This window comes from Idiomarina solivarensis (assembly GCF_033052755.1).
GTDB lineage: Bacteria > Pseudomonadota > Gammaproteobacteria > Enterobacterales > Alteromonadaceae > Idiomarina.
In genome coordinates, this window is record NZ_JAVFHZ010000005.1 from 137,829 (window position 1) to 151,390 (window position 13,562).

Here is a 13,562-nt window from a genome sequence, read left to right on the forward strand (position 1 = left end):
TGCTATTCTACCGCTTTTACTGAAGTGATGAAAACGACCATGTTGCACCTCGTACTATTTGAGCCGGAAATTCCGCCTAATACTGGTAATGTTATCCGCTTGGCGGCGAATACCGGTATGTCCCTGCACTTAATTGAGCCTTTAGGCTTTGAACTTGATGAGAAGAAAGTACGGCGTGCCGGTTTGGATTATCATGATCTTGCCTCGGTGAAAATCCACAGTAATTGGCAAAGCTTTCTGAATAGTACCGACGTTAATCGTATTTTTGCCTGTACGACAAAAGGTCAGACAAATTACTCAACGGTTCGCTATCAAACCGGAGATGTGTTGCTGTTTGGCCCGGAAACTCGTGGATTACCAATGGAGGTGCTGGAAACGCTTCCAAAAGAAAACTGGTTGAGACTCCCCATGGCAGACAACAGCCGCAGCCTGAATTTATCGAATTCGGTTGCCATTTTCGCTTATGAAGCGTGGCGCCAGAACGACTTTACAGGCGCTTGTTAACTTGTCTTACGACGGACTTATTAGTAACAATGGCCTTATCAAATAGCTGACGCAGAGCACGGCCTCTGCCGCTGTCTGAAAAGGCGACAAATAAAGGCTGGGGAGCGGATAGTTTCTTTTTCTTGTAAGGTTTTTCGGTCCAGTCGGGCAGGTTGTCTTTATAATCGATTACGGCGCTGACTCTTCCTAAATCCAGTAACGCAAAACAATCAAGTGAGTTAGACGCTCGGTAAAAAGGTCGCTGGGTTTCAAACAAGGTTTCCATAAAGTGGGGACCGGAAACGCAAATAGGGCCTTCCTTAGATTCTTCCAGACTGAAAAGAAACACACTGTCGTCGTAACCCACATGGTATTTAGACAAAATAGCGTTCTTTATTTGCTGATCCGGACGCACACCGATTAAAGCGTCCGCACGACCTTCTCCCATTAACTGAAAGCTTCGTTGCCAACTACTGACAACCTTGTTGATTTTCGAACCGAACGTCGGGAATACGGTTTGAGCGATTTCCCACAATTTGCCGGTACCGTCGGCGTTGATCAACCCAGGGTGCAAAGCTCCAACAACCGTCAATTGTTTAGGCGGTTCAATCAACTTTATTGGTTTTTGAGTCTCTATACCATACTGCTTACGAAGCTCCTCCATGCGACCGTTTTTGCGCATAGTTTGCAAATAATAAGTCAGTTGAGGAATAAGTCGTGCGTGTTCTTCGTTGAGATAATGAAACCCTGTTTCCGACGACAAGGTATGGGTAATCAGGTGCGGATTGTTGCTCAGTTTTGAGCTCTTAAACTGAAAATCAGTCATAAAGGCAAACTGAATGCGCCCTGAATCCAATAGTTTTACCACTTGCTCAAAGTTAATGGGGGTGACTATTGAGGGTTTGTAAGGCAGCTTTTCAACAACGTTTGTTATGGAATCCATGCCATTAACGTAAGCCAGACTCTCTATTTCCGATACCGAACAGTAGCCACAGTTGCGGCGGTCGGCAACCGCAATGATATCAAACGAGAACAGTGGAAAAGGGATACGGCGAAGGTCGTCACGTTTTTCTTCCAGCGAGGCGGTGCGGCCCAGCTCACCGGCAATGGTGCCCTCGGTGGCTAATTGTTCGCCTCTGACTCTGGGCAGTTCAATATACTCCAGTTTAATGTCGAGCTTAGCGTATGCTTCCTCAAGTATGGATGTCACGTATTGTGTAAAAGGGCCTTCGTCGGGCGCACGAAAAAGCAGCTTCTGCTGCGAGAAGGCCTGAGAGGTAACAGGGATGGCGCTTAGTAATAATAGTAAAACGCAAAAGCGCGACGATGACTTCATAACAATACGCGTGTCTTATTCTGTAAAAGAGAATTAGTATAGCAGTGTTCAGAGGCGCATCACGACCCCTGAAAATCTTTTATTTTCAAATGTTTATATGTTTTAACAGAGGCTTTACTAGTGGTTATCACATACGTTAATTCAGCAAGAATTTAAGGTCTGTCTATAATAAATACGTTAATCTATTGTCCTATATTTGACAGTTAGGTAGCTGACGCTCTAGCGTTGCAGGCTGTTAATTCTATTAATTGAGATACTTTTGCGGTGCAAGCCGTCGGTAACTAGGGGTTCTATTTATGGTTAAGTCGTTGTTTTCCTTTCTCTCTTTGGCGGCGTTGTCATTACTGTTTTCGATGCCCTCCAATGCTGCGGACAGTGATACTTATCGGCATTTACTGCTTGCGGGGGGAGGTCTGACTGTTTGTTCAAGCTTTGCGTCTGATAATTGTGATGATGTCGATTGGATAGATAAAGACACCATGCGCACAGATAGGTACCTCAACCTATCGAAAAAGTTTCGCTCGATAGCAACACAAGAAGCGGTCTGGCCAAGCTATCGCGAAGAAACCCGACTTCAAGTGGCTAAAGCGCTGGAACTAATTCACGACCGGATAAACGAAGATATTGTTCCTGAACGTGTCTTTTTGCGCGAATTTACCCGGCGTGCCACGCAGCAACTTTATAACTCTCTGTCTGAAGCCGAGTGGAACCGTATTATTGACTTGCTTGAGTTACCAGTGCCGAATTCTGTCCGGGAAGTTGTGAATCTGGATGAAAATATTAAAGGCGAATCAAAAGCGATTTTCCAACGCTTTGTTGAGATGGCTGATTCACTCAATGACGAAGATGAGAAGCCAACGATCTACTTTCTTACTTCAGCATCCCGTAATCCTTATGGAGAAATTGATTTTTATAAAAGCGTATTTGAACAACTGGGCGCTGAAGTGCATTGGTTGCCGTTGGATTCCGCGCTGGTAAAAGCTCAACGCGAAGGTCGTTGTGACGAGTTGGCCACTATTCAACAGCAAGTCCTTGGTGCGTATGAGCGTGATCGTGTGCACAGCCAGCGCTATAAAGAGCAAGTGGCTTTTTGTAAGGAGCCTGAAGCTGCGGCGCGCATGATAGCGGACGCCGATGGGCTGTTTTTTAATGACGGTCAGCAGAATTTGACCCGGTCAACCTTTCTAAAAGCGAATAATGGCCCAAGCGATATCCTTCAAATGATGATTGCCGAAGTTCAGCAAAAAGAGTTGGTTATTGGCAGCACTGGAGCGGGTACGGCTGTTTTAACCTCTAAGCCAATGATTTCTAACGGCACTTCAGCGCAAGCAATTAAAGAAGGTGCTATTGCCTCCGATCCACCGCCGTTTGGCTGTGATTTGGATATGACGTGTCCGCCGAATGTTGGACCCGACAGCCTAACCTACCATCCGCTAGGCGGATTGAGCCTGTTCCATTACGCGACCCTGGACACCCACTTTTCTGAAAAGGGTCGGTTTGGTCGCTTGTTACGTTTAGCGGCAGCGACGTCCACACCCTTGTCGCTTGGTATCGATGAGAAAACGGCGATGCTGGTCAATTTAGAAAGCGGTGATTTTGACCTAATTGGTGAGCGCGGTGTTTTCTTTGTGGAAGATGCACGAGGAACGGAGACTGCAGTCGCGGGCACTTTTCATTATCTGGTCTCAGGCGCTTCAGGCGTAATTTCGCCTTATGGCATAAAAACAGCTGAATTTGCTGAAGGTGATGACGTGGTTCAAACGGCGCCTACCACAAACTTTCTAACCGATAGAGGGTTAATCGACTCCATGCGAATTCTGTGTGGTGATCGTGAACAGTTCAGCTTGTTGAACAAAGATTATCGTTTAATGGTTCAACTGAGTGAATCCAGTCGGGTGCAGTCATCTGGTGGCGAATGTCAGGTTATCAACGGCAGTATTGGTATTGCCTGGCAGCCACAGGAACAGCTCTAGAGGCTGGGGAAACCGGGGAAACAAGTGCTGAGGTTACAAGGGGTCTTTTGGAGGACGCCCGTGAATACATCCTTGTAGGGCTTGAGCAGCGCCATCCATGGCGCTGCACACCTCCATAAGGCCCCTCGCAACCGCCAGACGCACTCTTATTCCCCGATATCCCGCCTGATATGAATGTCAGGCTACGAAATAAGTATCAGGCGACGCCGAATTCGGCGCGATACGCTTCAACTTTGGGTAGATATTCTTTAAAGGTGTCGTCATCTTTCAAAAAGGTGATGACATCATTCAAGCTGACAATGCTGACCACCTGAGCACCAAAATCACGCTCCACTTCCTGAATGGCCGACAGTTCGCCTTTGCCTTTCTCCTGACGGTCGAGCGCAATCAACACTCCGGAAAGCTCAGCGCCGTTAGCCTGAACAATTTCCATGGCCTCACGAATAGCGGTGCCTGCGGTAATCACGTCATCCACCAGCATCACTTTGCCTTCCAGTGGAGAGCCCACTAAATTACCGCCCTCACCGTGGTCTTTCTTTTCTTTGCGGTTAAAGCAATAAGGCGTGTCCTGGTCGTGCTGGTCGTACAAAGCGACGGCAGTCGCCGTGGCAATAGGAATACCTTTGTAAGCGGGGCCGAACAGCACATCAAAATGAATACCAGAGTCGACCAGCGCGGCGGCATAAAAGCGACCTAAGCGGGCAAGGTCGGAACCTTTATTGAACAACCCGGCATTAAAAAAGTACGGGCTGGTGCGGCCTGACTTTAAGGTAAATTCACCAAACTTTAATACACCACGCTCAATGGCAAACTCAATAAACTCTTTTTGGTACGCTTTCATTGTCTGCTTCTTCCTCGCCTGGGTTAAGCCAACGTTTATGCTAATGCTTGCTTTTGAATATCAATCAATTCACGAATACTGTGACGGGCCATATCAACCAAGCTGTTCATTTCTTCCAGGCTGAAGGCTTCGCCTTCGGCTGTGCCCTGAATTTCAATAAACTTGCCGGCTTCTGTCATCACAATGTTCATGTCAGTGTCAGCTTTAGAGTCTTCAATGTATTCCAGGTCGCTGACCGGTTCGCCGTCTAAAATACCGACTGAAATTGCTGCGACCATTTCTTTTAGCGGGTTCACTTTGACCATACCTTGACCGCGCATCCAGTTCAGAGCGTCAACTAACGCCACGCAAGCACCGGTGATAGAAGCGGTACGGGTGCCACCGTCAGCCTGAATCACGTCACAGTCGATAGTAATGGTGTGTTCACCTAAAGCGCTCATATCGATACAGGTACGCAATGAACGGCCAATTAAGCGCTGAATTTCTAAGGTACGACCGCCTTGTTTGCCTCGAGACGCTTCACGGGCAGAACGGGTATGCGTGGCACGCGGTAACATGCTGTACTCAGCGGTGACCCATCCCTGACCTTTGCCCTTTAAAAAGCGTGGAACGCCGCGCTCTACCGATGCATTACAAAGCACCTTGGTTTCGCCAAACTCAATTAAAACCGAGCCCTCTGCGTGTTTGGTAAAGTTACGGGTAATGGTTACCGGTCGAATTTGTTGTGCCGTACGGCCACTTGGACGCATGTCATCTCCTTACTGAGTGAATGTCGCAATATGAAATTGGGCGCAATTGTAGCAGAATTGCATAATGAATGGATCGCGATTCGCGCAGCAACGTATTACACTAGACCCAGTAACAGAATATGGACGGGAGGCAGTATGTCGCGTTCAGATGATGAAGAATTTGAACTGTTTCGTCAGGAAATGACGGACGTAACGCCCTTGGCTGGCGAAGAAGTAGCCGATATTAAGCAGGCTTTTGAACCGACACTGGCGCAAAAAGAGCGTCGCCGTGCTGCTGAGGCGGAAGAAGCTGAAAACGAAAACTTTCTCTCGACCGAGTATGTAGATTTGGTTGAGCCTAACGATGTTATTGAGTTTCATCGTGACGGGGTTCAGGCCGGTGTTTATAAACGTTTGAAACAAGGTCGCTATACCATGGAAGCCAGCCTGAACCTGCACCACCATACTTTGGCAGAAGCGCGCACGGCATTGTTTAATTTTGTGAAAGACTGCCATGCCGCCGGAGTACGTACGGCTTTAATCATTCACGGTATGGGTAAACATACGAAACCGCACCCGGCACTGATAAAAAGTTATGTGAATAAATGGCTGCGCGAGCTGGAACCTGTACTGGCGTTTCATAGCGCACAGCGACCCCATGGAGGCCGCGGCGCAGCTTACATAATGATGAAAAAGAACGCAGAACAGAAACAAAAGAACCGCGAAAAGCACGCAAAGCGGTAACTGAGTAAGGTGATGGCCGACTAGAGTCGGCCACTCATGATTAAACCCGCGATGAAGGATATTCCCCCGCCACCAAAACCCAGAATAGCGCCTAAATAGCAGCTCCAGCGTTTTGATTTTGGGTTATTAACGTGACGCTGCACCTGAACTTGATAGTACATGATGCCAGACACTAACAAACTGTAGGTCGCAAGCGGAAGAATCCAGCCGGGGTCCAGCTCATAACTGGCAAAAAACAGGCCACCAATGGCTATCAGAAATACCGCAGCGTGATTTCGCAAGCGTACTAACTGTTGCCGTGCCTCTGCCGTTGGTGCGTATTTCTGTGCCTGACGTGATCCTATAAACAAGCCTGCTAATCCGCCAAGAATACCGACCGCTGCAATGCCTAAAACGGCAATCCACTTGATTCCGCTACTGAGCGCGCCGGTAGCCGATAAGCCAGCCGCAGCTGCCGGTGGGCTGCCTAATGTTAGTGCGGTGCTGAGTATTGTGGTGACGCTGAGCGACGGAGCACTGAGTAAGGCGGCTTTCCCTACCCGGCCCAGTAAGTCTTCTGCAAGCGCTTTGCGGGCACGGGACAAACGCTTGCGCACTGTTGCGGAGTCAATACCCAGCAGTTCAGCAACGTGCTCACTGGATTGTTGCTCGCGATAATACAGCAGCACGATATCGCGACTGTCGTCGGGGAGCCGGGTTAGCGCTTGTGCAATAATCTGTTGTCGCTGTTGCTGGGTAAAAGCTTCGTCCGGCTGTTCTGTGGATATCAACTGTTCGAGTTCCGCGTCCAGAGATTGCTGCCGCTGACGGTGATTGTGTTTTTCTTTCTCAAGCCACTGATAAGCACAATGGCGCGTGGTCTGACGAAGCCAGGGCAGGAAGCTTTGTGCTTGTTTCAGCTGGTTTATTTTTTGCCAGGCCAGTATATAGGCTTCCTGGGCTATGTCCTCACTGGCCTTAACGTCATGCACGATGGCAAGCGCAACGCTGGTCACCAAATTTTGTGTGCGCTGAACAATTTCAGCAAAAGCCGATTTATTGCCCGCTTGCGCCTGTTCGACGTGTCGGGTTAATGCAGCGGTGTTACTGGGCATGACAACGCTCCTCAATAAAGTCGGTGGTTTGCTTAATGAACGCTTGTGGTTGGTCCCACATAATAAAATGGCGTGCCTGATCAAACTCTACCAAGGTTACAAGATCACTACCACTCACTTGGTTTTGATAATGTTGAATGGCTGATGAACGGTACGCTGCCGGTATGGCTCCGGTCGCGGCCATTTGCAATACCGGTACTGATAGTTGATTAAGCTGTGCTCTTAGGTCGGTCGTCATCAGTTCGTACATGGCGCGTCCCACAGTTTTCGGGTCTGAAGTCTTTGCCATTGCCATGATGGTTTGCTGTCCCGCTGTAGAAGCTGTTTGCCGTGCCATTCCTGCTTTGGTCTGCTGTGCCATGGTTGCTGCAGACATTTGCTGGTAAGAGGAGAGCAATTGCTTCGCCTGCGGCTCTGCCTGCTCAGCCGTGAATGACGGGGTCATCATGACTAAGGAGGAAAAGAACGGAACACCGTCGACAGAGATGACGCAACTGACGTTAGGCGTATCGGTCAGTGCTAACTTGTAGCCTAGGAAGCCGCCCAGACTATGGCCCACAACGGCAGCATTGCCCGACGTTTGCTGATTGATGTAGTTGCTGACAGCGTCAACCACCGGTTGGGTAAAGTGCTGACGCAATGCTGGGTTGTATGGCTGGCTGCCGAACCCGGCAATACTAAGCTGATGAACCCGATAGTTCTTCTCTAGTGCTTTAGCGGTGTCCTGCCAAACACGACTGTCGCTCATAAGTCCGGGAATAAGCACCACGTCTTCGCCACTGCCAGACACTTTGCTTGAAATACTGTCGGAGTTTTCATCGGCTGATACTGTATTTATACTGGCGAATAAGGTGGTAAGAAAAATCGTTATAGTGAACTTCATTTTTGTATCCTCGGTTGTGATTCTGTGGTTTTAAAACTCAAAATTGACAAGTTCACTAATAAAGTCAGGTTGGCGAGTAAAAGTGTGACAACTTATTTGTCACTGCTTTGACTTCACCTTGGCACTGATCACAGGTACTATCAGCGCACATTGTCATTACAACGTCATCCGCAACGGCTGTTTAACAGCAAAGGAACCGACATGATTCAAAGTATGACTGGCTATGCCCGCTATGAGCACAAAGCCGACTGGGGCACCGCCGTTTGGGAAATTCGCTCCGTTAACCAGCGTTATCTGGAAACTTACTTCCGTTTGCCGGAAACCTTCCGTTCACTGGAAAACTCATTGCGTGAGCAGTTTCGTAAAAAGCTGCAGCGGGGCAAAGTGGAATGCAAACTGAGCCTGCAGGTGGATGAAGCCCAACAAAGCGCTTTGTCCATTAACGAAGACCTTGCGAAAAGTGTGATAGCCAGCGCTAAATGGGTGAGCCAGCATTCTGCCGCAGGCCAGTTAAACCCCATTGATGTTCTAAAATGGCCCGGTGTGGTTGCTGCTCAGGATCAAGACATGGATGAGCTGCAAAAAGAGGTTCTGGCCGCACTGGAGCAGACCACCAGCGACTTCATTGAAAACCGCAAAAGCGAAGGCGCCGCCATTGATAAAATGTTGCAGGAGCGCCTGGACGGTGTAACCAAACAAGTGGCCTTTGTGCGCGAACGCATGCCCGACGTAATGGCATGGCAACGTGAGCGCTTACTAACTCGCTTTGAAGAAGCCAAAGTAGAGCTCGACCCGCAGCGCGTAGAGCAGGAAATGGTCATGCTGGCGCAAAAGACCGACGTAGCCGAAGAGCTCGACCGCTTAGACGCACACGTTGAAGAAGCCCGCAAAATTTTGAAAAAGGGTGGCCCCTGCGGACGTCGCTTGGACTTTATGATGCAGGAGTTCAACCGCGAAGCGAACACCTTAGCCTCTAAGTCGATTAACGCCGATATCACCGCTGCGGCGGTTGAGTTGAAGGTGCTGATTGAACAGATGAGGGAGCAGATCCAAAACTTGGAATAATGGGTTCTGGCGTAGCCTGCGGTTCTACCGCAGGTGAGATCTCATATGTCTAATTTGGCTGACTTGTACTCAACTGATAGTTGACAAGAGTGAAATGCTCGGCCAAACTTACGTTTAAATGGATTGGGCAGTCCCGGTCGGCTCTAATGCCTCAGTGGTTTCACTGGGGCTTTTCGCTTTTTGGAGTAGGGTAAACCATCATTCCTATTCCTTCATACCCTTCACCAACAGAGCATCTTCCACCTTCACAGTAGAATTTCGGTTGTAGTGATTCAAACGCACGATTTTCTTGCTCTGGTCTTAATGTTTTTAACCCAATAGGACGTGCGACTACGTCTGCTAGTTGTAAACCGGATGACATAACCTGTTTGTGTGCGAAAATGATATCAAAAGGTAGGTGGCTTCCAAGAGATAACCATCACATACACGGCAGCAGGTGCACCAAAAGGTTGCTGATGTTATTGAGCCGCTGGTTTGGGTGGGAATGAATTAAACATACCCCAAAAGGAAACTTGCTAAACTTTTGGATGTCACATACATTGATAGAGGCAGTGTGTAATTTAATGTATAATTTCGTCCCGCTGCTGACCAAACAATAAGGATTATTGGTGTGACTGACTATAAAAAGCTTGAGAATCAGCCGCTTAAGCTGGTACTTGCCGAGTTTCGGTTTTCCCAAATTCTGCAAATTGAGCAATACATTCCGGAGCTCCAAGAAATGCTTCGGAAACAGTACCCTACATTCCGTAAAAGTGCAGAACAGTCCGTTCACGTGAAACCTGATGGTTTAGAACTCACCTCTATTAGCCGGTGGTCATTTGCATCAAGTGATAAAAAGCATGCTTTTGATATCAGTCAAGATCGACTAATTTACTTTACTAATGCATATCCGCGGTTCGAGGGCTTCGCTGAAGCTTGTAGAAACGTTCTTGATAAGGTTATTGAAATCATAGAGCCCTCATTACTATTAAGAGTTGGGTTAAGGTATTGTGATTTAATTACTGCTGATAATGAAGATGATTTCACTCGGTTAGTTGATAGAAAGTTTATTCCTACAGCAACGACGGCAGGAATAGGGAGAACGCGACACCTGAAAACAGAGAACTATGTTGAAACACGACATGGGACGCTATCTATTCGCTCCTGGTTTGGTGAGATGCCTCTAACCTGTCCACCCGATATTGATAATGTTCCGGTGCAAATTAAGCGTGATGACTCACCGTCATTAAGGTTAATTCTTGACTTCGATCACATTTGGGAAGCGGGTGACGAATCAGTGTCTTTCAACTGTGATGAGGTCCTTAACAGACTTTCTGATCTACACGACGCGTCACGAGCAGCGTTTTGGGAAGTCACTACAGATTTTGCGAGGGACGAAAAATGGAATTAGCTGCCCCAGATTTCAATTTAGCAACTCAAGATCTTCAAGGGTACATTTATAGTAAACGGGCATCGCAACCAGCTATAACGCTGACGTGTAAGGACTTAGAGTCCCCTATCCCTGGAGTAGTTCATGGTTCCGGGGGAAAGTTCACCGTAACCCTAGCGCAATCTCACAGCGGAGCAGGAATTTCTTTCGTAGTTCAAACAGGGAACTCAATCGCTATTGCGGTAGAGAAAATCTGTGGAACTTTCGGACTAACCAAAGAGCAGCTTGCTGAGGTTTTAGGAACTACCAGGAAAACGATATATAACTGGATTGAGGGTGTTGCACCACGTTCTAATACGCTGATTCATATTCATGAGCTCCAAATGACCGCAAATGAATGGGTGAAAAGCGGCTTACCACTTCCTAGTGAGCAACTGCGTGAACCGGTAATTGACGAGCTTTCTCTGTTCGACCTTATTAAAAAGGGTGAAAAGGACTTAATTTTATTTGCAGGCAACAGATTAATGTTGCGTGGAGCAAAGAACAAACCATTGTCAGATCCATTTGCTTAAAGGTTACGAGTTATGATGGGAAGCAAACTCGAAGAAAATGGATGGCGGCAAGGTTCAATTCTTAGGGATGAGGATGCGGCAGAGCTTGCAAACCTGTGCGGGCTAGAGCCTAAATTTGAGTACTATGCCGTTGTAGCCTCGCAGTCTTGTGATATCGCGAACGATAGCCTAGTGCTTGAACCTAATGTTGAGGTTTATTTTGTGCAAGGCGGCTTGGATAGTTTAAATGGCAATTATCGGCATAACAAAAATGCTCGAATACTGCACACGAGGTTCATTCAAAGAGTTGGTAGCAATTCTCTATCGGAAGAAAAACTCATAGAAATTAAAGCCTTTGATAAACAATTCATAGCTAAAGCTTGGTTTTCAGAACGCTCTCCTGATGATGCGAGGTTATTTGAAGAATACGACTTGCGACATTTTTCTGATTGGCTTGCCGCTAGGTACTCGCGTCCAGCTTTACCCAGTGAGTTCAATAGACGGATTGATACAGCGGACCGTAAAGGTAAGCTCAGGCAAAAGGCAAAGAAAGCAACTAATGAGCTGTCTGGAATGTACGTTGAAATCCATCCTTTTGATGAAATATCCGATGGTGAGCGGTACCGAGTAAACCTCTTGGGAACAATTCCGGTAGACTTTGATGGTGATATTGGTGCCGCCGAATCAGCACTTGAAAAACATGCAGAGGTATTACGCGCCGCCCAAATGGATGTCAGTATTCGGCTAGCACGAGAAGATGAAATTTCGATTGCTGTTATCCGTAGGTTTAAGCGTTTCTATTATGATGATCTTTCTTATAGCACCGGCACAGCTCTACCTGTAGAAGTAATGAAATAATATTATTCTAGAGTTCTTATAGTGCACTATCTGGAACTGTAAGCTCGATCAAATAAGGTCATAGTCAGACTCTTATTGGGTTTTAATTTGGTTCAAAAAGGCGACGAGTTTACCGCTATTCAAAGGGGGAGCCTCTACATCTAGTCGGTTCCAGTATTCAACAATTTCATTTTCGTGCGTGTTCAATGGGCGACCGCCGCCCCCCGAGTTATTGCAGATTCCAGCGCTTAGGCATAAGTTGATATCACCATACTCGATTAGTACTCTCACGCAGACAGGCTCACCTGCTTTTTGTAACTCATTTATTGTGCCGTTGAGCCACCCTACTTGGCTGCTATCCCAAATTCGGTCTTGCTCGTTGATTATGACTTTAATCATTGCCCTTCCTTGTAATAGATTTGCTATTTAATGGGGTTAAGGAAGGGGCGACTGCAAACTGCCCCTGATAACGTTAGTTCGGCGTCGAGCGATAGTGTTCAGGAACCTTCGTGCCATCTTTCTTGGTGTGCGCAGGAACGTGAACCTTCTTTTTGCCGCTTGTTGTCTTAGCCATGCGATCATCCTCATGGAAATTTAGACTAAAAGTATCAGCGGGGTACAAGCGAAATCCTTGCCTTGTGGATTAAGTGGGGTTTTTGGGTTAAAAATTCAACACTTAAACAGATTTATTCACAATTGTTTTTCAACGGAGAGTGATATGGTTGACTTCTCTTGGACTGCAATAGGTTTTGGTGTATTTGCGAGTGTAACAAAGCGGTCCGCAATTAGTGTTATATAACTGCCTTTATCCACGTGTTTCTACCTTCAAAGTTACTTTGTTAATCGTGAATGCCCGCAAGTACCGAATTGACCGTTGATTAAGTCGTTGAGATAACCCGAAGTGCCGCGTGCGTTTACCTATTGTGATACGTACACTTATTCATAAAACACGTGCATGCACCTACCAGAATAAAGCTTTAAACTAGCGCATTCCCAATGTCTTCGAGAGCTGTAAAAAGGTGGCGTTCTGACACCAATTAAATCAATTAAAAAATACAAATACACAATTATTAGCTGCGCTGAATTGTGAATAAAAAAAGGGGTAAACAGCTCTAACTGCCCAAAATGGGAAGCTACAGACCGGTGGTATAGGCGCAAGCAGCGGTAAGCTAGGTGCATTGATTGAAAAGCAAGACACACGAGGAGCATGCCGATGTCGCCGGAGTTAAAGCTTATTAGCCAAGCAATGACAGAATTGAAGAAAATCCAACTGGTAACGAAAGAATACATGACGGTAGAGGAATGCGCCAAATACTTGGGCTTGTCCCGTTCGGCCATTTACAAACTCACGCACCGAAAAGAGATTCCCCACTTCAAGCCTAGCAAACGAGTCATGTTTAAGCGTTCTGAGGTTGATGCATGGATTCAGAAAAGTTATGCCCCGACAAAATAATAAGCGAACTCAAACGTCACTATTTGCGCCGTTTGATCAGTACATTGATGATAAGCTGAGAGAAGAGATAACCGGCATCAGCCGGACAACATGGTGGAGGCTTGAGCGTCAAGGCAAGACGCCACCGGTTTATCGAATTGGCGCGATAAAGCGGTGGTTGTTATCGGAAGTTTTCGATTGGAATAGAGTTAACGGGGGGCGCTAG

15 protein-coding genes are annotated in these 13,562 nt (G+C 47.1%); 9 read left to right on the forward strand and 6 right to left on the reverse strand.

The window, feature by feature from the left end:
- Positions 1-39 precede the first annotated feature (39 nt).
- Complete coding sequence (gene trmL, locus RBK99_RS09750; protein ID WP_317504413.1) at positions 40-504, forward strand: tRNA (uridine(34)/cytosine(34)/5-carboxymethylaminomethyluridine(34)-2'-O)-methyltransferase TrmL; 465 nt, start codon at positions 40-42, stop codon at positions 502-504.
- Here the strand turns inward: trmL and RBK99_RS09755 are convergent.
- Entirely contained in the window at positions 488-1,819 is a 1,332-nt protein-coding gene (locus RBK99_RS09755; protein WP_317504414.1) for an ABC transporter substrate-binding protein, read from the reverse strand. The genes trmL and RBK99_RS09755 overlap by 17 nt on opposite strands.
- 296 nt (positions 1,820-2,115) lie before the next feature.
- On the opposite strand from RBK99_RS09755, the gene RBK99_RS09760 reads away from it, so the two are divergent.
- A complete protein-coding gene (locus RBK99_RS09760) occupies positions 2,116-3,792 on the forward strand; it encodes a cyanophycinase (protein ID WP_317504415.1) in 1,677 nt (558 codons plus the stop codon).
- A gap of 196 nt (positions 3,793-3,988) precedes the next feature.
- On the opposite strand, the gene pyrE is transcribed toward RBK99_RS09760, so the two are convergent.
- Positions 3,989-4,633: an orotate phosphoribosyltransferase gene (pyrE, locus tag RBK99_RS09765; protein ID WP_317504416.1), complete on the reverse strand. Its 645-nt coding sequence runs from the start codon at positions 4,631-4,633 to the stop codon at positions 3,989-3,991.
- A gap of 35 nt (positions 4,634-4,668) precedes the next feature.
- Complete coding sequence (rph, locus tag RBK99_RS09770) at positions 4,669-5,382, reverse strand: ribonuclease PH (protein WP_317504417.1); 714 nt, start codon at positions 5,380-5,382, stop codon at positions 4,669-4,671.
- Between the two features lie 135 nt (positions 5,383-5,517).
- On the opposite strand from rph, the gene smrA reads away from it, so the two are divergent.
- Positions 5,518-6,105, forward strand: coding sequence for a DNA endonuclease SmrA (gene smrA / locus RBK99_RS09775; protein WP_317504418.1), 588 nt, complete (start codon positions 5,518-5,520; stop codon positions 6,103-6,105).
- Between the two features lie 20 nt (positions 6,106-6,125).
- Here smrA and RBK99_RS09780 read toward each other — a convergent pair whose 3' ends face one another.
- Together RBK99_RS09780 and RBK99_RS09785 are read right to left on the reverse strand one after the other, a co-directional pair.
- Positions 6,126-7,199 (reverse strand): RNA polymerase sigma factor, encoded by a 1,074-nt coding sequence (locus RBK99_RS09780; protein ID WP_317504419.1) that lies wholly within the window; start codon positions 7,197-7,199, stop codon positions 6,126-6,128.
- Positions 7,189-8,082 carry an alpha/beta fold hydrolase gene (locus tag RBK99_RS09785; protein ID WP_317504420.1) on the reverse strand — a complete coding sequence of 298 codons (894 nt, stop codon included), beginning with the start codon at positions 8,080-8,082 and terminating at the stop codon, positions 7,189-7,191. Before RBK99_RS09785 ends, RBK99_RS09780 begins: the two co-directional genes overlap by 11 nt.
- 201 nt (positions 8,083-8,283) lie before the next feature.
- Between RBK99_RS09785 and RBK99_RS09790 the strand changes: the two genes are divergently transcribed.
- The 4 genes from RBK99_RS09790 (at position 8,284) to RBK99_RS09805 (ending at position 11,925) form a co-directional block, all read left to right on the forward strand.
- Positions 8,284-9,147, forward strand: coding sequence for a YicC/YloC family endoribonuclease (locus RBK99_RS09790; RefSeq protein ID WP_317504421.1), 864 nt, complete (start codon positions 8,284-8,286; stop codon positions 9,145-9,147).
- Positions 9,148-9,757: 610 nt separating this feature from the next.
- Positions 9,758-10,537, forward strand: coding sequence for a TIGR04255 family protein (locus RBK99_RS09795; RefSeq protein WP_317504422.1), 780 nt, complete (start codon positions 9,758-9,760; stop codon positions 10,535-10,537).
- Positions 10,528-11,088, forward strand: a complete 561-nt coding sequence (locus tag RBK99_RS09800) for a helix-turn-helix domain-containing protein (RefSeq protein WP_317504423.1) — start codon at positions 10,528-10,530, stop codon at positions 11,086-11,088. The genes RBK99_RS09795 and RBK99_RS09800 overlap by 10 nt, the downstream gene beginning before the upstream one ends.
- A gap of 12 nt (positions 11,089-11,100) precedes the next feature.
- Positions 11,101-11,925 carry a hypothetical protein gene (locus tag RBK99_RS09805; protein ID WP_317504424.1) on the forward strand — a complete coding sequence of 275 codons (825 nt, stop codon included), beginning with the start codon at positions 11,101-11,103 and terminating at the stop codon, positions 11,923-11,925.
- A 72-nt stretch (positions 11,926-11,997) separates the two neighbouring features.
- Here RBK99_RS09805 and RBK99_RS09810 read toward each other — a convergent pair whose 3' ends face one another.
- A complete protein-coding gene (locus RBK99_RS09810; protein WP_317504425.1) occupies positions 11,998-12,303 on the reverse strand; it encodes a hypothetical protein in 306 nt (101 codons plus the stop codon).
- A gap of 814 nt (positions 12,304-13,117) precedes the next feature.
- Here RBK99_RS09810 and RBK99_RS09815 point away from each other — a divergent pair.
- Together RBK99_RS09815 and RBK99_RS09820 are read left to right on the forward strand one after the other, a co-directional pair.
- Entirely contained in the window at positions 13,118-13,357 is a 240-nt protein-coding gene (locus RBK99_RS09815; RefSeq protein ID WP_317504426.1) for a helix-turn-helix domain-containing protein, read from the forward strand.
- Entirely contained in the window at positions 13,341-13,562 is a 222-nt protein-coding gene (locus RBK99_RS09820; protein ID WP_317504427.1) for a helix-turn-helix transcriptional regulator, read from the forward strand. Before RBK99_RS09815 ends, RBK99_RS09820 begins: the two co-directional genes overlap by 17 nt.

Excerpts from the sequence above, each read along its gene's own strand:
- trmL (WP_317504413.1), top strand. The coding sequence starts at position 40 with ATGTTGCACCTCGTACTATTTGAGCCGGAAATTCCGCCTAATACTGGT.
- RBK99_RS09755 (WP_317504414.1), bottom strand. The coding sequence starts at position 1,819 with ATGAAGTCATCGTCGCGCTTTTGCGTTTTACTATTATTACTAAGCGCC.
- RBK99_RS09760 (WP_317504415.1), top strand. The coding sequence starts at position 2,116 with ATGGTTAAGTCGTTGTTTTCCTTTCTCTCTTTGGCGGCGTTGTCATTA.
- pyrE (WP_317504416.1), bottom strand. The coding sequence starts at position 4,633 with ATGAAAGCGTACCAAAAAGAGTTTATTGAGTTTGCCATTGAGCGTGGT.
- rph (WP_317504417.1), bottom strand. The coding sequence starts at position 5,382 with ATGCGTCCAAGTGGCCGTACGGCACAACAAATTCGACCGGTAACCATT.
- smrA (WP_317504418.1), top strand. The coding sequence starts at position 5,518 with ATGTCGCGTTCAGATGATGAAGAATTTGAACTGTTTCGTCAGGAAATG.
- RBK99_RS09780 (WP_317504419.1), bottom strand. The coding sequence starts at position 7,199 with ATGCCCAGTAACACCGCTGCATTAACCCGACACGTCGAACAGGCGCAA.
- RBK99_RS09785 (WP_317504420.1), bottom strand. The coding sequence starts at position 8,082 with ATGAAGTTCACTATAACGATTTTTCTTACCACCTTATTCGCCAGTATA.
- RBK99_RS09790 (WP_317504421.1), top strand. The coding sequence starts at position 8,284 with ATGATTCAAAGTATGACTGGCTATGCCCGCTATGAGCACAAAGCCGAC.
- RBK99_RS09800 (WP_317504423.1), top strand. The coding sequence starts at position 10,528 with ATGGAATTAGCTGCCCCAGATTTCAATTTAGCAACTCAAGATCTTCAA.
- RBK99_RS09805 (WP_317504424.1), top strand. The coding sequence starts at position 11,101 with ATGATGGGAAGCAAACTCGAAGAAAATGGATGGCGGCAAGGTTCAATT.
- RBK99_RS09810 (WP_317504425.1), bottom strand. The coding sequence starts at position 12,303 with ATGATTAAAGTCATAATCAACGAGCAAGACCGAATTTGGGATAGCAGC.
- RBK99_RS09815 (WP_317504426.1), top strand. The coding sequence starts at position 13,118 with ATGTCGCCGGAGTTAAAGCTTATTAGCCAAGCAATGACAGAATTGAAG.
- RBK99_RS09820 (WP_317504427.1), top strand. The coding sequence starts at position 13,341 with ATGCCCCGACAAAATAATAAGCGAACTCAAACGTCACTATTTGCGCCG.